Source organism: Angustibacter speluncae (assembly GCF_054777815.1).
This window is the reverse complement of record NZ_BAAHAF010000098.1, coordinates 1-17,658: the sequence shown is the minus strand read 5'-3', so window position 1 is coordinate 17,658 and position 17,658 is coordinate 1. Positions and strand designations below refer to the sequence as shown.

Here is a 17,658-nt window from a genome sequence, read left to right as displayed (position 1 = left end):
GCCGGGTCGGCGGCCAGCCCCGGCGGCGCCCAGGCGGCGCCGGGCGCCTGCACGCCGTGCGCGAGGACGACGTCGGCGGCGAGCAGCACGCCGCCGTCGGCCAGCACCACCTCGGTGCGGCCGTCCGGCCGGGCACCGACCCGGACCGCGCGGTGCGGCACCCGCAGCAGCCGGCCGACGACGTCGGGGGCGCCGGCCTCCTGCGCCAGCGCGTGCTCGAGGTAGCGGCCGTAGTGCCCGCGGGCGAGGAAGACCTGCGGCCCGGCGGTCTCGTCGCACGAGCGCCGCGCCCAGCGCACCAGGTGGTCGGGGTCGTCGGGCAGCGCGCTCATCCGGCCGGCGGGCACGTTGAGCAGGTGCCGCGGGTCGTCGGTCGCGTAGGCCACCCCGCGACCGGTGGCGCCCGGCCCGACCAGCGCGACCACCGGCCGCGCGCCGGTCGCGCCGCGGGCGCGCCAGCGGCGCAGCAGGTGCAGGGCCACGAGCGTCCCGGCGGCACCGTCGCCGACGACGACCACGTCGGCCCTGGTGGGTGGGACGGCGGAGACGGGCTTGTCGAGCGAACCGGTCGGATTCATCGCCTGGATCCTCGCCCGTCTCACTCCTCGGACGCAAGCACCCGGGTGGGTGTCGGTGCACGGGTGCAGGGTGGGGTCATGGTCCGCACCGGTGTCGTCTTCCGCCCGCAGTCCCCGCCCGAGCACCTGCGGGCCGCCGTCGAGGCGGCCGACGCCGCCGGTGTCGACGAGCTCTGGCTGTGGGAGGACTGCTTCCTCGAGGGCGGCCTGACCACCGCCGCGCTGGCGCTGGCCTGGTCGACCCGGCTGCGGGTCGGCATCGGGCTGCTGCCGGTGCCGCTGCGCAACCCGGCGGTCGTCGCGATGGAGGCGGCCGTGCTGGCCCGGGCGTTCCCGGACCGGTTCGTGCTCGGCCTCGGCCACGGCGTGCTCGACTGGATGGAGCAGGTCGGTGCCCGGGCGGCCTCGCCGATGACGTTGCTGCGCGAGCACACCACGGCCGTGCGCCGGCTGCTGGCGGGCGAGCGGGTCGAGGTCGCCGGCGAGTACGTGCGGCTCGACGGCGTCGCGCTCGACTGGCCGCCGGAGCACCCGCCGACCGTGCTCGTCGGGGCGCGTGGGCCGAGGACGCTCCGGCTCGCCGGCGAGGTGTCGGACGGTGTGCTGCTCGACGCCGAGGTCACCGGTCCCGACGAGGTGCGCCGCGGCCGGTCGCTCGCCCAGGAGGGACGCGACGGCGCCGGCAGGCCGGGCAGGGTCGACGTCACGGTCTACGCCGAGGTCGCGGCCGACGCCGTGACGCCGGACGCGGTCGCGGACCGGGTCGGTGCGCTCGCCGAGGCCGGCGCCGACGCCGTGGTGCTCCAGTCCGACGGGGCCGCGCCCGACCTGTCGGCGTTGCTCGCCGCGCTCAGCCGATGACGAGCTGGTCGCCCTCGAGCGTGACGTCGACGGCGGCCAGCGCCGAGGTGGCGGGGCCCTGCAGCACCGCGCCGCCGTCGGCGGCGTCGAACTCGCTGCCGTGGTTCGGGCAGACCAGGGTCGTGCCCTCCCCCGCCTCGACCGTCGTGCCCTGGTGCGTGCAGCGCGCGTCGTAGGCGACGAACTCCCCCTCGGCCGGCTGCGCCACCACGTAGGACGCGCCGTCGACCTGCACGACCACGGCCGTGCCGACCGCGACGTCGGACGCCGCGATCGTGCTGCCCGACGAGCCACCCACCGAGCCACCGTCGCCGGTGTCCGACCCCCCGCCGGTGGTCCCGCTGCCGCCGTCGTCGGACGAGCACGCGACGAGCAGGCCGGGCACCAGGGTGACGCCGCCGAGGGTGGCGAGCGTCCGCATCACGGTGCGACGCGAGGGGCACCAGTCGTCGAGCGTGCCGCGCGGCGCGTCCGTCGGGGCGGTGCGGCGGGCGGGGGTCTGGGTGCTCACGGGGTCCTCCTGGCGCTCGGTCGCGACGATCGCGGTCGTCGGTGCTGGACGTCTCCCATCATTCCCGTGAACCCTCAAGAACACGTCAAGCCCAGCCTGTGAGTCTGCTGGGAAGCCGCCCCGCGCCGCGGCCCGAGCGGCCGTCGTCAGCGCGCCCGGGCGGTGGCCTTCCTCGACGGCGCCTTCGTGGCCGTCGTCTTCTTCGCGGTGGCCTTCTTCGCGGTTGCCTTCTTCGCGGCGGTCTTCCTGGCGGTCGCCTTCTTGGCGGCGCTCTTCGTCGCCGTGGTCTTGGTGGCGGCGCTCTTCGTGGCCGCCTTCGTCGCCGTCGAGGCCGTGGCCCGCGGCCGCAGCGACTGCGCCGCGGCCACCGTGGTGGTCGGCCGCACGCCGCGGTCGCCCGCCGGCAGGATCTTCGCCAGGAACTCGCCGGTGTAGCTGCCGCGCACCCGCGCGACCTGCTCCGGCGTGCCCTCGGCCAGGACCGTGCCGCCCCCGGACCCGCCCTCCGGCCCCATGTCGACGACCCAGTCGGCGGACTTGATCACGTCGAGGTTGTGCTCGATGACGATGACCGTGTTGCCCTTGTCGACCAAACCCTGGAGCACCCCGAGGAGCTTGCGGATGTCCTCGAAGTGCAGGCCGGTCGTGGGCTCGTCGAGGACGTACACGGTGCGGCCGGTCGAGCGCTTCTGCAGCTCGCTGGCGAGCTTGACCCGCTGGGCCTCGCCGCCGGAGAGGGTGGGCGCGGGCTGGCCGAGCCGGACGTACCCGAGCCCCACGTCGACCAGGGTGCGCAGGTGCCGCGCGATGGCCGGCACGTTCTCGAAGAACTCGGCCGCCTCCTCGATCGGCATGTTCAGCACGTCGGCGACGGTCTTGCCCTTGAAGTGCACCTCGAGCGTCTCCCGGTTGTACCGGGCGCCGTGGCAGACCTCGCACGCCACGTAGACGTCCGGCAGAAAGTTCATCTCGATCTTGATCGTGCCGTCGCCCTGGCAGTTCTCGCAGCGACCGCCCTTGACGTTGAACGAGAACCGGCCCGGCTGGTAGCCGCGCACCTTGGCCTCGGTGGTCTGCGCGAACAGCTTGCGCATGTGGTCCCAGACGCCGGTGTAGGTGGCCGGGTTCGAGCGCGGCGTGCGGCCGATCGGCGACTGGTCGACGTGCACGACCTTGTCGAGGTGCTCGAGGCCGGTGACCGTGCGGTGCCGGCCGGGCACCTGGCGGGCGCCGTTCAGCTTGTTGGCGAGCACGGTGTAGAGGATCGAGTTCACCAGCGTCGACTTGCCCGAGCCGGACACGCCGGTGACGGCGACGAAGCAGCCGAGCGGGAACGAGACGTCGATGCCGCGCAGGTTGTGCTCGCGCGCACCGACCACGGCGACCGCGCGCGACGGGTCGGCCTCGCGCCGCCGGTCGGGCACGCCGATCGACTCGCGTCCGCTCAGGAAGCGACCGGTGAGCGAGGTGCGGTGCTTGAGCAGCCCCTCGACCGAGCCGGAGTGCACGACGTGGCCGCCGTGCTCCCCCGCCCCCGGGCCGATGTCGACGACCCAGTCGGCCGCGCCGATCGTGTCCTCGTCGTGCTCGACCACGATCAGGGTGTTGCCGAGGTCGCGCAGCCGGGTGAGCGTCGAGATGAGCCGCCGGTTGTCGCGCTGGTGCAGGCCGATGCTCGGCTCGTCGAGCACGTAGAGCACGCCGACGAGGCCGGACCCGATCTGGGTCGCGAGCCGGATGCGCTGCGCCTCACCGCCGGACAGCGTGCCGGCCGGGCGGTCGAGCGAGAGGTAGTCGAGGCCGACGTCGAGCAGGAACCCGAGCCGGGCGTTGATCTCCTTGAGCACCGCCGCGGCGATCTGCGCCTGCCGGGCGTCGAGTCGCAGGCCGCTGAGGAAGTCGGCGCACTCGGCGACGGGCAGCGCGCAGACCTGGGCGATCGACTTGTCGCCGATGCGCACCGCCAGCACCTCGGGCTTGAGCCGGGCGCCCTTGCACGCGGGGCACGGCACCTCGCGCATGTAGCCCTCGTACCGCTCGCGCGACCAGTCGGAGTCGGTCTCGGAGTGCCGCCGCTTGATGAACGGCACGACGCCCTCGAAGCCGGAGGTGTACGACCGCTCGCGGCCGAACCGGTTCCGGTACCGGACGTGCACCTGGTAGTCCTCGCCGTGCAGCAGTGCCTCGCGGGCGCGCTCGGGCAGGGCGCGCCACGGCTTGTCCATCGAGAACCCGAGCTGGTCGCCCAGCCCCTTCATCAGCCGGTGGTAGTACTCGTTGCTGCCCTGCGAGACGCCCCACGGCGCGATCGCGCCCTCGGACAGCGACAGCTCGTCGTCGGGCACGAGCAGCTCGGGGTCGACCTCGAGCCGCACGCCGATGCCGGTGCAGGTCTCGCAGGCGCCGTACGGCGCGTTGAACGAGAAGGTGCGCGGCTCGACCTCGTCGAGCTGCAGGGGGTGGTCGTTCGGGCAGGCCAGCTTCTCGCTGAAGCGTCGCTCGCGGGCGGGGTCCTTCTCGTCGAGGTCGACGAGCTCGACGGTGAGCAGCCCGCCGGACAGCCCGAGGGCGGTCTCGACCGAGTCGGTGAGCCGGCGCTGCGCCGACGCCTTGGCCGACAGCCGGTCGACCACGACGTCGATCGTGTGCTTGAGCTTCTTCTCCAGGGTGGGCGGCGAGGTCAGCGCCACCACCTCGCCGTCGACCCGGGCACGGGCGAAGCCCTTGGTCTGCAGCTCGGCGAACAGGTCGGCGTACTCGCCCTTGCGGCCGCGCACGACCGGCGCCAGCACCTGGAACCGGGTGCCCTCGGGCAGCTCGAGCAGCCGGTCGACGATCTGCTGCGGCGTCTGCCGCCCGATCGGCTCGTCGCACACCGGGCAGTGCGGGACGCCCGCGCGCGCCCACAGCAGGCGCAGGTAGTCGTAGACCTCGGTGATGGTGCCGACGGTCGAGCGCGGGTTGCGACTGGTCGACTTCTGGTCGATCGAGACCGCGGGCGACAGGCCCTCGATGAAGTCGACGTCCGGCTTGTCCATCTGGCCGAGGAACTGGCGCGCGTACGCGCTCAGCGACTCGACGTACCGGCGCTGGCCCTCGGCGAAGATCGTGTCGAACGCGAGCGACGACTTGCCCGAGCCGGACAGCCCGGTGAACACCACGAGCGCGTCGCGCGGCAGGTCGAGGTCGACGTCCTTGAGGTTGTGCTCGCGGGCGCCCCGCACGACCAGCTGGTGGGCCGGGACGGGGGCGGCGGCACCCGCGCGCGAGCGCGGACGGGACGTCGTGGACGAGCGGGAGGAGGGCGCGGATGGCACGTCCAGCACTCTAGGTGGACCCTCCGACAACGGCCCGCCCGTCCCGTCCGACGGCCCCCTCGTCCTGCCCGGGCGCAGCACGGCGGACGCGGGCTAGGGTCGCCAGGGTGAGCGACTCCACACCCGACCTGCCCCCGGAGAGCGACCGGCTCGACGACCTGCGCGACCCGGCCCAGTACGGCCACGCGCTGCACGTCCTCACCGACGAGACCGACCGGCTGATGGACGCCGTCAAGTCCTTCGACGACGCCGCCGTCCGCGAGCCGTCGCTGTGCGAGGGGTGGGACCGGGCGATGCTGCTCACCCACGTCGCCCGCAACGCCGACGCGCTGCGCAACCTCGTGACCACGGTCGCCACCGGCGAGGTCGTCCCGATGTACCCGTCGGAGGAGTCGCGCGACGAGGGCATCCGCGCCGGGGCGGGGCGGTCGGCCGCGGACGTCGAGGCCGACGTCGAGACCAGCGCCGACGCCTTCCTCGACGCCTTCGTGGCCCTGCCCGCCGGGCACGACGTCACGGTCGGGCTGCGCAAGGGCGCCACGCTGCCGTCGTACGAGATCGGGCTGATGCGCACCTACGAGGTGCTCCTGCACCACCTCGACCTGGGCACGGGGTACGACCTCGACGGCAGCGACCCGGCCCTGCTGCACCGCGTCCTGGCGGAGGGGTGCCGACGCACGACGGCGCGGGGCGGACGGCCCACCACGCTGCGCGACGCGTCCGGCACCGAGTGGCTGGTCGGCGACGGCGGGCCGGTCGTCGAGGGCACGCGCGGCGCGCTCGCGGCCTGGGTGGCGGGTCGCGCCGACGGCTCCGCCCTGCAGGGCGACCTGCCCGACCGTCCCTACTGGGGGTGAGCCGTGCCCCTCCCGATCGGCGACTACGCCCTCGTCGGCGACTGCCACACGGCCGCGCTCGTCGGCCGCGACGGCTCGGTCGACTGGCTCTGCCTGCCGCGGTTCGACTCGCCGTCGACGTTCGGCGCCCTGCTCGGCGACGAGGAGCACGGCCGCTGGCTGCTGGCCCCGGACGGCGAGGTGGTCTCGACCAGCCGCGAGTACGTCGGCGACACCTTCGTCCTGCGCACGCGGTGGGAGACGGCCGACGGCGAGGTCGAGGTGCTCGACCTGATGCCGCAGGGCGACCGCCGCGCCGACCTGCAGCGCCGGGTCCGCGGCGTGCGGGGCACGGTGACGATGCGCGAGGAGGTGACGTTCCGGTTCGGGTACGCCACCGCACTCCCCTGGGTGCAGCAGCGCCGCGAGCTGGCCTGCGCGCCCGGCCACCGGGCGATGCTCGCCCTGGCCGGCCCGGACGCGGTGGTGCTGCGCGGCCCGCAGCTGCGTCCCACCGACCACGCCCACATGGGCACGTTCACCGTCGCCGAGGGCGAGGTGCAGGACCTCACGCTCACCTGGTTCCCCTCGCACCGGCCGCCGCCCGACCCCGCGGACGCCGACCGGCAGGTCGAGGACACCCTGCGGTTCTGGCAGGAGTGGGCCGACCGCGCCGAGCCCACCGGTCCGTACCGCGCCGAGGTGCGCCGCTCGCTGCTGGTGCTGCGCGCGCTGACGCACGAGGACACCGGCGGGATCGTCGCGGCGGCGACGACGTCGCTGCCCGAGGAGTTCGGCGGCCAGCGCAACTGGGACTACCGCTACGTCTGGCTGCGCGACGCGGCGCTGACCCTCGAGGCCCTGCTCGAGCACGGGTACGCCGACGAGGCGCTGGAGTGGCGCGAGTGGCTGATGCGGGCCGTCGCCGGCGACCCCGACGACGTGCAGATCATGTACGGGCTCTCCGGCGAGCGCGACCTGCCCGAGCGCGAGCTCACGTCCCTGCCGGGCTACGACGGGGCGCAGCCGGTGCGCGTCGGCAACGGCGCCGTCGGCCAGTACCAGGCCGACGTGCTGGGCGAGGTGCTCGTGGCGCTCGAGCACGCGCGCCGCGTCGGGGTGGACGAGGACGAGTACTCGTGGCCGCTGCAGCGCGCGCTGCTCGGGTTCGTGGAGCAGCACTGGCGGCGTCCCGACAACGGCATCTGGGAGATCCGCGGCCCGCAGCAGCGCTTCACCCACTCGCTGGTGATGGTCTGGGCGGCGCTCGACCGCGGTGTGCAGGCGGTGCGCCACCACGGCCTCGACGGCCCGGTCGAGCGGTGGGAGTCGCTGCGCGAGCAGGTGCGCGAGGAGATCGAGGACACCTGCTTCGACACCGAGCGCGGCACGTACACCCAGTACGCGGGGTCGCGCGGTGTCGACGCCGCGCTCCTGCAGCTGCCGCAGGTGGGCTACCTCGACCCCGACGACCCGCGGATGCTCGGCACGGTGGCCGCGATCGAGGACGAGCTGCTGGTCGACGGGTTCGTCTACCGGTACCGCACCGAGACCGGCGTCGACGGGCTGCCGCCCGGCGAGAACGCCTTCCTGGCCTGCTCGTTCTGGCTGGTCGAGCAGTACGCGCGGTCCGGACGCGTGGACGACGCCCGCACGCTGATGGACCGGCTGGTCGCCTGCGCGAACGACGTGGGGCTGCTGGCCGAGATGTGGGAGCCGGCGGCCGGACGCCAGGCCGGCAACGTCCCGCAGGCCCTGTCGCACCTGGCGCTGGTGCGCGCGGCCGACGCCCTGGACGACGCGCACGCCGGACGCCTGCGCCGCTGACCGAGGAGAGCCCGTGGACCAGTACCTGAGCTTCCTGACCCTCGCGGTCGAGGACCGTGACGCGTCGCGCCGGTTCTACGTCGACGGCCTGGGGTGGACGCCCCGCTTCGACGACGTCGACGTGATCTTCCTGCAGGTGGGCCCGGGCCTGGTCCTCTCGCTGTGGGAGAAGGACGCGTTCCGCGCCGAGGTCGGCGAGCCGTCGACGGGCCTGGCGCCGATGACGCTGTCGCACAACGTCGGCAGCGACGCCGAGGTCGACGCGGTGCTCGAGGCCGCCCGTGCGGCTGGTGCGCGCTCGGTGCAGCCGGCGCAGCGGCGCGAGTGGGGCGGCTGGTCGGGCTACTTCGAGGACCCGGACGGCTTCCGCTGGGAGGTCGCCCACGGCGGCGCCGACCTCCAGGACGAGGTGGTCGAGGCGGGCCGGGCGTGGGCGGCGCGGCTGCGCGAGGGCACCTGACCGGAGCGCGTGGCAGGGTGCAGCCATGAGCACCTACGCCGACGTCGAGGTCACCGAGCTGCCGGGCGCCACGCTCCGCACCGCGTCGGTCTCCGAGCAGGACAACATCGCCTACCTGCTGACGAGCGCCACCACGGGCGCGCAGGTGCTGGTCGACGCCGCCGACGACGCGGACGCCCTGCTGGCGATGGTGCGGGACGGCTCGGCGGACGGGCGCCTCGACCTGGTCGTCACGACGCACCAGCACTGGGACCACCACCGCGCGCTGGCCGCGGTGGTCGAGGCCACCGGCGCCCGCTCGGCCGCCGGCGCGGACGACGCCGACGCGCTCCCCGTCGCGCCCGACCAGCGGCTCGAGCACGGCGAGAGGCTGGTCGTCGGCGACCTGGTGCTCGACGTCGTGCACCTGCGCGGCCACACCCCCGGCTCGGTCGCCCTGGCCTGGACCGACGGCGCCGGCACCACCCACCTGTTCACCGGCGACTCCCTGTTCCCCGGCGGCGTCGGCAACACCGACGGCGACGCCGAGCGCTTCACCTCCCTGCTCGACGACGTGGAGCAGCGGCTGTTCGACGTCCACGACGACTCGGCCGTGGTGCACCCCGGCCACGGCGCGACCACCACGCTCGGCGCCGAGCGCCCGCACCTCGCCGAGTGGCGCGAGCGCGGCTGGTGAGGCCACGACCCTGCGAGTCGAGCGCCCGCACCTGACGCACCGGCGCGAGCGCAGCCGATCACCCCCCAGTCGTTCCAGGCGTGATCACGGCAGCAGATCACCGTGGTCCCCGATCTCCTGGTGCGATCACGCCCTCTGTCGCACCGGGTGGTTGGATGGGCGCATGGTCCTGGAGGTCGCCACCATCACCGTGACGCCGGGCGCCGAGGAGGCGTTCCTGGCGTCGTACCGCGGCGCGCGCGAGGTGCTCGCCGGCACCGACGGGTGCCGCAGCGTCCGGATGACGCGGGGCGTCGAGTCGCCGTCGACGTTCGTGCTGCTCGTCGAGTGGGACGCGGTCGAGGCGCACGAGGACAACTTCCGGCAGACCGAGCGGTTCACCGCCTGGCGGGAGGCGATCGGCCCGCACTTCGCCGCTCCCCCGCACGTCGAGCACTACGCCGACGTCGACGGCGCGGACGTCGGCGCGTGAGTGCCGTCTGGACGCCGGACGCGGAGCGGGGCACGGCGCGCGAGATCCGCCAGCTCGGCGACCCCGTCCTGCGCTCGGCGGCCACCCCGGTCACCCGCTTCGACGACGACCTCAAGCGGCTGCTCGACGACATGTTCGCCTCGATGTACGCGGCGCACGGCGTGGGGCTCGCCGCCAACCAGATCGGCGTGGAGTACGACGTGTTCGTCTACGACTGCCCGTTCGACGAGGACGACGAGAACGACCCGGACCTGCCCCCCGAGCACGGGATCGGCTACGTCGTGAACCCGACCCTGACCCGCAGCTGGGGCGAGACGCTCACCTGGTCGGAGGGGTGCCTGTCGCTCGTCGGGTTCGCGTGGGACACCCCGCGCGACGACTGCGCCACGGTCGAGGGCGTCGACTGCGACGGCGAGCCGGTGAGCGTCAGCGGCAGCGGCATGCTCGGTCGGTGCCTGCAGCACGAGGCCGACCACCTGCGGGGCAAGGTCTACCTCGACCGGCTGCCGCGGCTCCAGAAGGGCAAGGCGATGCGCCGGTTCCTGGAGCACCAGGACACCTACGGCGGATGAGGCCCCGCTCCACCACGGCCCTCCCGGTCCTCGCCGCGATGGTCGCGGCGACGGCGGCCGCGCTCGCCGTGGCGGTGGTCGTCCCGCCGTACCAGAGCGCCGACGAGGCCGCCCACGTCGACCACGCGCTGCGCGTCTGGCACGGCGAGCTGCCGCGGTTCGAGGACGGCCTGCAGCTGCGCATCGAGCACGGGATCGTCGCCGACAAGCAGTGGACGTCGCACCACCCGCCGCTGTACTACCTGCTCGTCGCCCCCCTGGTCGGGCCGCTCGTCGACGCCGGCCACCCGGTCGACGCGGTCGTCGCGGTGCGCCTGCTGCACGCGCTGCTGGCCGCGCTGGTCGTGCTGGCCGCGGCCTGGGCCGCCCGCTGGGTGCTGCGCGACCGCACCGCGGTGCCGGCCGTCCCCGTCGTCGTCGCCGGCAGCGTGTGGGTGCAGCGGCTGGGCGGCGCCGCCTACAACGACATCGTGTTCATCCTGCTGACCACGCTGCTGCTCGGCGCCACCGCGCGCCTGGTGCGCGCCGGGCCGCCGCGCGGGTGGTCGCTGCTGCTGTGGCTGGTGCTGCCCTCGCTGCTCGCCCTCACCCGCGCGCACGCGATCCCCCTCGTCGCGCTCTGCCTGGTCGTCGCCGCGGTGTCGCTGCTGCTCGACCGGCGGCGCGACGTCCGGTCGTGGCTCCTGGTGGTGCTCGCCCCGCCGGTGCTGGCCGTGGCGGCCGCCGGGTGGTTCTACCTGCGGAACCTGCGCGAGACGGGCTCGTGGCTCGGCTCGCAACCGGAGTACGCGGCTGCCTCGCTCGGTCGGCAGGAGTCGACCGTCCTGGAGGTGATCACCGACGGGCGGGCGCTCGACCTGTTCGACCAGCTGGCGTTCGCCACCGCCCTGCGACCCTGGGCGAACCTCGCGCTGTTCGTCGTCCCCGCGCTCGTCGGGCTCGTGGCGCTCGCCGCCGACGCCGTCCGCTCGTCGCGTCGGCGCGAGGACCTCGTGGTGCTGGCCCTGCTGGTCTGCGCCGTCGGCGGCGTGACCCTGCAGCAGCTGCTCTACACGGCCGGCGGCGGCAGCGCGAACGCCCGCTACCTCGCCCCGCTCGTGCTGGTGTTCGCGGTGCTGGTGGCGCGCGGCCTGGCCGCCACCCGGGTGCTGTGGGTCGCGCTGGCCGCCTGGTGCGCGCTGCGGTGGGTCGACCTGGCGCTCGACCTGCGCGAGGTCGACCAGCGCTTCGGCGTCCTCGACGTGCCGCGGCTGCCCCCGGCGCTGCTGTGGCCCGCCCTCGCCGTCGTGGCGCTCGGGTTCGCCACGGCGGTCCTGACGGCCGCGCGCGCCGCGACCGCTACGCGTGCCCGGCCTGCTGCATGCCGCGCAGCTCCTTCTTCAGGTCCTTGATCTCGTCGCGCAGCCGGCCGGCGAGCTCGAACTGCAGCTCGGCCGCGGCCCCGTGCATCTGGTCGGTGAGCTGCTGGATCAGGTCGGCCAGGTCGCGGCCCGGCAGCAGGTCGGTGCCCGCCCGCCGTCCGCCGTCGCGCGCCTTGGACGCCATCCCGGGCACCGGCGTCTTGCCGCGCGACTGCTGCCGTCCGCCGCCGCCGAGCAGGGTCTCGGTGTCGGCGTCCTCGCGCGCGAGCATGTCGGTGATGTCGGCGATGCGCTTGCGCAGCGGCTGCGGGTCGATGCCGCGCTCGGTGTTGTACGCCACCTGCTTCTCGCGGCGGCGGTTGGTCTCGTCGATCGCGGTCGCCATCGACGGCGTGATGGTGTCGGCGTACATGTGCACCTGGCCCGACACGTTGCGCGCAGCGCGGCCGATGGTCTGGATGAGCGAGGTGCCCGAGCGCAGGAAACCCTCCTTGTCGGCGTCGAGGATCGCGACCAGCGACACCTCGGGCAGGTCGAGGCCCTCGCGCAGCAGGTTGATGCCGACCAGCACGTCGAACTCGCCCTGGCGCAGCTCGCGCAGCAGCTCGACCCGGCGCAGCGTGTCGACCTCGGAGTGCAGGTACCGCACCTGCACACCCTGCTCGAGCAGGTAGTCGGTGAGGTCCTCGGCCATCTTCTTGGTCAGCGTCGTGACCAGCACCCGCTCGTCGCGCTCGGTGCGGGCCCGGATCTCGCCGAGCAGGTCGTCGATCTGGCCCTTGGTCGGCTTCACCACGACCTCGGGGTCGATGAGCCCGGTCGGGCGGATGATCTGCTCGACCACGCCGTCGCCCTGCGCCAGCTCGTACGCGCCCGGGGTCGCCGACAGGTAGACGGTCTGGCCGATGCGCTCCAGGAACTCCTCCCAGCGCAGCGGCCGGTTGTCCATCGCGCTCGGCAGCCGGAAGCCGTGGTCGACCAGCGCGCGCTTGCGGCTCATGTCGCCCTCGAACATCGCCCCGATCTGGGGGACGGTCACGTGCGACTCGTCGATGACGAGCAGGAAGTCCTCGGGGAAGTAGTCGAGCAGGGTGTGGGGGGCTGTGCCGGGCGCGCGGCCGTCGATGTGCCGCGAGTAGTTCTCGATGCCCGAGCACGACCCGACCTGGCGCATCATCTCGATGTCGTAGGTGGTGCGCATGCGCAGGCGCTGCGCCTCGAGCAGCTTGCCCTGGCGCTCGAGCTCGGCCAGCCGGTCGGCGAGCTCGAGCTCGATGCCCGTGATCGCCTTCTCCATCCGCTCCGGGCCGGCGACGTAGTGGGTGGCCGGGAAGACGTACATCTCCTTCTCGTCGTGCACGACCTCGCCGGTGATCGGGTTGAGCGTCGACACGGCGTCGATCTCGTCGCCGAAGAACTCGATGCGGACGGCGAGCTCCTCGTACACCGGGATGATCTCGACCGTGTCGCCGCGGACGCGGAACGTGCCGCGGGTGAACGACAGGTCGTTGCGGGTGTACTGCATGCCCACGAAGCGGCGCAGCAGCTCGTCGCGCTCGATGGTGTCGCCGACGCGCACCTTGGTCATCCGGTCGACGTACTCCTGCGGCGTGCCCAGGCCGTAGATGCACGACACCGACGCGACCACGACGACGTCGCGCCGGGTGAGCAGCGAGTTGGTGGCCGAGTGCCGCAGTCGCTCGACCTCCTCGTTGATCGAGGAGTCCTTCTCGATGTAGGTGTCGGTCTGCGCGATGTACGCCTCGGGCTGGTAGTAGTCGTAGTACGAGACGAAGTACTCGACCGCGTTGTTCGGCAGCAGCTCGCGGAACTCGTTGGCGAGCTGGGCCGCCAGGGTCTTGTTCGGGGCCATCACGAGCGTGGGCCGCTGCAGCCGCTCGATCATCCAGGCCGTGGTCGCCGACTTGCCGGTACCGGTGGCGCCGAGCAGCACGACGTCCTTCTCCTGCCGCTCGATGCGGCGGACCAGGTCGTCGATCGCGGTCGGCTGGTCGCCGGACGGCTGGAACGGCGAGAGCACCTCGAACGGGGCGACGCTGCGCTGCAGGTCGGTCACGGGACGCATGGCGTCCACGGTAGGCGCCGCCACCGACAGCGCCACCGCCCAGGGGTGGCGCTCCCCTCAGAAGGGGACCTGCACCCCCAGCAGCCCCTCCCCGGTCCCGCGTCCCGACAGCAGCCGGCAGAACGCCACGGCGTCCAGCTCGAGCGGCTCGCCGCCCTCCCCCTGCGACCACCGCCCGCCGGCCGGCCCGGTCAGCACCAGCGAGAACGGGCGCCCGTGCCGCCCCGCCCACTCGGCCACGACGTCGGCGACGAGCAGGCCGTCGTGGTCGGCGGTGAGCACCATCGGCCGGCCGGTGGCCGCCGCGACGTCGCTGCGGTGCATCCAGGCGTCCCGGGTCAGGATCACGTCGAGCAGGAAGCCGTTCGTCCAGGTCTCCGCGACGCCCCCGACCACCTGCGTCGACCGCGCAGCGCGCACCGGGCCGGGGAGCCGGCGCCGGCCGCGCGCCGCCCGCGGCCCGATCGCGCGGTACTCGCGGACGAGCTCCGCCGTCGTCAGGCCCGCCGTCCGCTCGACCTGCAGCGCGGTCAGGGAGTCGACCACCTCGCCGCCGACCGACCGCTGCCGCCGCTGCGCGGCCGCCATCTGCCGCGCGAGCTCCAGGGGCGACGCGGCGAACCGCGCCATGCCGAGGCAGTGGCCCGCGACGGCGCGCACGTCCCAGCCCGGGCAGGCGGTCGGCCTGGACCAGTCGTCCGGGCCGAGCGCCTCGAGCGCGTCGGCGAACCGCGCGTACTCGGTGGTCGCCAGCGCTGTGGCGGTGTCCCGGTCGAGCGCGCCGCGCCGCGGGGGCGCCGCGGTGGTCGTCGGGGTCGCGGTGGTCATCGGGCGGCTCCGTCCTCCGGGGACGCCGGCAGCCCGACCGCGTCCGCGTACATGTCGACGGCCCGGTCGACGAGGCGCCGGTAGCGCGTCCCCCCCGGGTCGTTCGCGTGCTGGGCGGCCACCAGGCCGCCGACCGTCGCCACGAACAGGTCGACCTGCTCCTGGTCGGTGATCCCCATGCCCTCCATCAGCCCGAGCAGCCGGGCCATCACCTGCAGCGACGGCGCGTACGCCTCCTCGCTGGGGGCGTAGTCGGGCAGCACCCGCACGTCCATCACCTGGTGCCGCGCGAGGTCCGCGACCCCGAACTCGACGTAGGTGCGCGCGACGAGCCGCAGCTGCCCGCGCGGGTCGGGAGGCAGCCGGCGAGCCGCCTCGTCGAGCACGGCGAGGCACTGCGTCCAGGCGTCGTGGAACATCGCGTCGTAGATCGCGGCCTTGGACGCGACGTGGGTGTAGAGCGACGGCGGGCGCATGCCCACCCGCTCGGCGACGTCGCGCAGGGTCATCTGCCCGAGACCCCGCTCGCGGGCGACCGCCCAGGCCGCGTCGACTATCTCGCGCCGGGTCGCCGCACGGCGTTCGTCGATCCTGTTGCGAGTAGGGGTTCCGAACACGGTGAGGACGATCCTCCGCGGCAGGAGCCGCCCGCAAGGGCCGATGGGGCAGGTCAGCCGCGGAGCAGCAGCTCGTCCGCCGGGCGCCGCTGCGCCGGCACGCCGGCCGCGACGGCGGCCACCGACGTCACCCGCACCGGGCGGCCGTCGGCGTCGAGGTGCACGGTCGCGACGCCGGCCACCTGGAGGGCGTGCACCACCTCGGCCGTGACGCCGAGCGAGTCCGCGACCGCGGCGGGGGCGACGTCCTCGGTCCGGCGCCGCCGCTCGACGCCGGCGAAGCGCCGGCGCTGCCGCTCGGCCCACAGCACGAGGGCGCAGCCGAGCAGCACGACGAGCGCGACCATGAGCCACATCGTGTCGGCGTCGACGTGCGAGCTCTCCAGCACCGACCGCACCCACGCGGTCCGGAGCCCGAGACCCCAGGCCACCAGCGTGATCGCCGGCAGCCACAGGTACGCGTACAGCGTCCACGCGCCGGCGGTCACGGTGCCGAACACGCCGCGCCGGACGCCGGTGCGGGTGTGCCGGACCGCGTCGACGGCCCTCACGCGGCACCTCGCTCGGGGCTGACCCAGACGGCGCGACCCCGGTCGCGGCCGAGCAGCACCGACGGCGTCGCGGCCACGACCGACGCGAAGCCGAGCAGCCAGAACGCGATCGGGTACCAGATCATCCAGAAGAAGGACCGCCCGATGCCCGGTTCGTAGCGCCGGTCGACCAGCAGGCTGACACCGAACTGGAGCATGCACGTGCCGGCCAGCACGACGGCCTGCCAGCTCGGCGAGAACAGGTCGACGTACGCCCACGTCGGCGCGGCGCCGGTGGCCGAGAGCAGGCCGAGCGCGACCAGGACGAGCAGCGTGCCGGCCCAGGTGGCCGACAGCCACGACTCCAGGACGACGGGCCACATGCGGCGGCGGCGCCAGACGAACAGGTCGCCGGTGTACCGCTGCACGACCTGGGCGCCGCCCTTGGCCCAGCGCAGCCGCTGCTGCCAGAGGCCGCGCAGGGTCTCGGGCACCAGGATCGAGCAGAGCGCGCGCGGCTCGTACCGCACGTCCCAGTGGTCCATCTGCAGGCGCCAGGAGATGTCGATGTCCTCGGTGAGCACGTCGTCGGCCCAGTACCCGACCCGGTCGAGCGCGGTCCGCCGGAAGCCCGCGATCACCCCGGACACGGTGAACACCCGGCCGTAGGTGCGCTGCGAGCGCTTGATCAGGCCGACGATCGAGCTGAACTCCCCCGCCTGGAGACGGCCGAGCAGCGTCCCGCGGTTGCGCACCCGCGGGTTGCCGGTGACGGCGCCCACGCGCGGGCCGGAGGTGAGGTGCCAGACCATCCAGTGCGCGGCGTACTCGTCCAGGACCGCGTCGCCGTCGACGCAGACGAGGTACTCGCTGCGGGCGGCCAGCGCGGCGGTGCGCAGCGCGACGGCCTTGCCCTGGTTCGTCGCCAGGTGCAGCACCCGCAGCCGCGGGTCCTGCGCGGCCATCGCGTCGAGCACCGTGCCGGTGTCGTCGGTGCTGCCGTCGTCGACGGCCACGACCTCCAGGTGCGGGTAGCGCTGCTCGAGCAGCGACCGCACCGTCTCCCGGACGTTGGCGCCCTCGTCGTGGCACGGCACGACGAGCGAGACCAGCGGCGGGTCGGCCAGGGGCGGCGGCTGCTCGACCGGGGCCTGGCCCCGCTCGCGGCGCAGGTAGAAGTACAGGCCGCCGACCATCCAGACGAACGCCATCACGACCGGGTACAGGAACACGAACGTGCTCGCTGCTGCGCGCACGGTGCTCACCCCCTCGGTCGGTGGCGGACGCCACCCGGTCCTCGGGTGATCGCCCGACGAGGGGCCCGACTTGAGCCGAGCGGTGCTACGTCGCCCGGCCGGCGGGCAGCACGTCCACCCGGACGGGCGCACCGGGGTCGCACGAGCCGAGCACCGCCGCCCCCGCGACCGGGACGACGCCCGCCGGCGCCAGCCGCTCGACGACGACGGCGGGATCCACCCCGGCGGCGACCGCGACGCGCACCCGGTCGCCGTGCGCCTCGACGGCCGCCGCGAGGTCGCCGAGCACCACGCGCAGCCGCGCCGCGAGCCGGTCGGCCGCACCCGCGGGCACCGGGCCCTGTGCGGGGCGACCTGCGAGCAGCAGGTCGCGGAAGGGTGCGAGCCGGTCGTCCCACAGCCGGTCCGCCGCCCGGGCGAGGTCCTGGGCCGAGCCGGTGTTGTCGACCCAGGCGTCTGCCACGGCTCGGCGGTCGGTGTCGGAGGCCTGGCTGGCGATGCGGCGCCGCGCGTCGTCCTCGGGCAGGCCGCGACCGACGAGCCGTCGCACGCGGTCCTCGACCGGGGCGTCGACGACGACGACGAGGTGGTAGCCGGGAGCCATCCGCTTCTCGACCAGCAGCGGGACGTCGTGGACGAGCACGCCGTCCGCCGGCGCCGCCGCCACGAGCTCGCCGCTGCGGCGGGCGATCAGGGGGTGGGTGATGGCCTCGAGCGCGCGGCGGCGCCCCTCGTCGCCGAACACGACCCCCGCGAGCGCGGCGCGGTCGAGAGCGCCGTCGGGGGCGAGCACCTCGTCGCCGAACTCGGCGGCCACGGCTGCCAGGCCCGGCGTCCCCGGGGCGACCACCTCGCGCGCCAGCAGGTCGG

General features: G+C 74.4%; 17 protein-coding genes. 8 read left to right on the top strand and 9 right to left on the bottom strand.

What is annotated here, in order from left to right; translation table 11 throughout:
* Nucleotides 1-578: FAD/NAD(P)-binding protein (locus ACYVKY_RS12505; RefSeq protein ID WP_460435318.1), on the bottom strand; the 578-nt coding region annotated here is incomplete at its 3' end.
* Between the two features lie 78 nt (nt 579-656).
* Here ACYVKY_RS12505 and ACYVKY_RS12500 point away from each other — a divergent pair.
* Nucleotides 657-1,439 carry an LLM class oxidoreductase gene (locus ACYVKY_RS12500; protein ID WP_460435317.1) on the top strand — a complete coding sequence of 261 codons (783 nt, stop codon included), beginning with the start codon at nt 657-659 and terminating at the stop codon, nt 1,437-1,439.
* Here the strand turns inward: ACYVKY_RS12500 and ACYVKY_RS12495 are convergent.
* Together ACYVKY_RS12495 and uvrA are read right to left on the bottom strand one after the other, a co-directional pair.
* Nucleotides 1,429-1,950, bottom strand: a complete 522-nt coding sequence (locus ACYVKY_RS12495; RefSeq protein ID WP_460435316.1) for a Rieske (2Fe-2S) protein — start codon at nt 1,948-1,950, stop codon at nt 1,429-1,431. The two genes, ACYVKY_RS12500 and ACYVKY_RS12495, sit on opposite strands and share 11 nt — an antisense overlap.
* Before the next feature lie 146 nt (nt 1,951-2,096).
* Entirely contained in the window at nt 2,097-5,174 is a 3,078-nt protein-coding gene (gene uvrA, locus ACYVKY_RS12490) for an excinuclease ABC subunit UvrA (RefSeq protein WP_460435319.1), read from the bottom strand.
* A 200-nt stretch (nt 5,175-5,374) separates the two neighbouring features.
* On the opposite strand from uvrA, the gene ACYVKY_RS12485 reads away from it, so the two are divergent.
* The 7 genes from ACYVKY_RS12485 to ACYVKY_RS12455 all read left to right on the top strand — a co-directional run bounded on the left by ACYVKY_RS12485 (nt 5,375) and on the right by ACYVKY_RS12455 (nt 11,501).
* The gene (locus ACYVKY_RS12485; RefSeq protein WP_460435315.1) at nt 5,375-6,124 is read left to right on the top strand and encodes a DinB family protein; all 750 of its coding nucleotides are present in this window, start codon (nt 5,375-5,377) and stop codon (nt 6,122-6,124) included.
* 3 nt (nt 6,125-6,127) lie between these two features.
* Nucleotides 6,128-7,930 (top strand): glycoside hydrolase family 15 protein, encoded by a 1,803-nt coding sequence (locus tag ACYVKY_RS12480; RefSeq protein ID WP_460435314.1) that lies wholly within the window; start codon nt 6,128-6,130, stop codon nt 7,928-7,930.
* Between the two features lie 13 nt (nt 7,931-7,943).
* Complete coding sequence (locus ACYVKY_RS12475; RefSeq protein ID WP_460435313.1) at nt 7,944-8,390, top strand: VOC family protein; 447 nt, start codon at nt 7,944-7,946, stop codon at nt 8,388-8,390.
* Between the two features lie 25 nt (nt 8,391-8,415).
* Nucleotides 8,416-9,066, top strand: coding sequence for an MBL fold metallo-hydrolase (locus tag ACYVKY_RS12470; protein WP_460435312.1), 651 nt, complete (start codon nt 8,416-8,418; stop codon nt 9,064-9,066).
* Nucleotides 9,067-9,229: 163 nt separating this feature from the next.
* Nucleotides 9,230-9,538 (top strand): antibiotic biosynthesis monooxygenase family protein, encoded by a 309-nt coding sequence (locus ACYVKY_RS12465; RefSeq protein WP_460435311.1) that lies wholly within the window; start codon nt 9,230-9,232, stop codon nt 9,536-9,538.
* A complete protein-coding gene (def, locus tag ACYVKY_RS12460; protein WP_460435310.1) occupies nt 9,535-10,110 on the top strand; it encodes a peptide deformylase in 576 nt (191 codons plus the stop codon). The genes ACYVKY_RS12465 and def overlap by 4 nt, the downstream gene beginning before the upstream one ends.
* Entirely contained in the window at nt 10,107-11,501 is a 1,395-nt protein-coding gene (locus tag ACYVKY_RS12455; RefSeq protein ID WP_460435309.1) for a hypothetical protein, read from the top strand. Before def ends, ACYVKY_RS12455 begins: the two co-directional genes overlap by 4 nt.
* Here the strand turns inward: ACYVKY_RS12455 and uvrB are convergent.
* The 6 genes from uvrB to coaE form a co-directional block, all read right to left on the bottom strand.
* Nucleotides 11,449-13,557 carry an excinuclease ABC subunit UvrB gene (gene uvrB, locus ACYVKY_RS12450; RefSeq protein WP_460435308.1) on the bottom strand — a complete coding sequence of 703 codons (2,109 nt, stop codon included), beginning with the start codon at nt 13,555-13,557 and terminating at the stop codon, nt 11,449-11,451. The genes ACYVKY_RS12455 and uvrB overlap by 53 nt on opposite strands.
* Nucleotides 13,558-13,614: 57 nt before the next feature.
* Complete coding sequence (locus ACYVKY_RS12445; RefSeq protein ID WP_460435307.1) at nt 13,615-14,385, bottom strand: maleylpyruvate isomerase family mycothiol-dependent enzyme; 771 nt, start codon at nt 14,383-14,385, stop codon at nt 13,615-13,617.
* Nucleotides 14,382-15,002 (bottom strand): TetR/AcrR family transcriptional regulator, encoded by a 621-nt coding sequence (locus tag ACYVKY_RS12440; RefSeq protein WP_460435306.1) that lies wholly within the window; start codon nt 15,000-15,002, stop codon nt 14,382-14,384. Before ACYVKY_RS12440 ends, ACYVKY_RS12445 begins: the two co-directional genes overlap by 4 nt.
* Nucleotides 15,003-15,055: 53 nt before the next feature.
* The gene (pgaD, locus tag ACYVKY_RS12435; RefSeq protein ID WP_460435305.1) at nt 15,056-15,553 is read right to left on the bottom strand and encodes a poly-beta-1,6-N-acetyl-D-glucosamine biosynthesis protein PgaD; all 498 of its coding nucleotides are present in this window, start codon (nt 15,551-15,553) and stop codon (nt 15,056-15,058) included.
* On the bottom strand, nt 15,550-16,797 hold the full coding sequence (gene pgaC, locus ACYVKY_RS12430; protein WP_460435304.1) for a poly-beta-1,6-N-acetyl-D-glucosamine synthase: 1,248 nt from the start codon (nt 16,795-16,797) through the stop codon (nt 15,550-15,552). The genes pgaD and pgaC overlap by 4 nt, the downstream gene beginning before the upstream one ends.
* A gap of 76 nt (nt 16,798-16,873) precedes the next feature.
* Nucleotides 16,874-17,658, bottom strand: a 785-nt coding sequence (coaE, locus tag ACYVKY_RS12425) for a dephospho-CoA kinase (RefSeq protein ID WP_460435303.1), incomplete at its 5' end; no start/stop codon positions are given.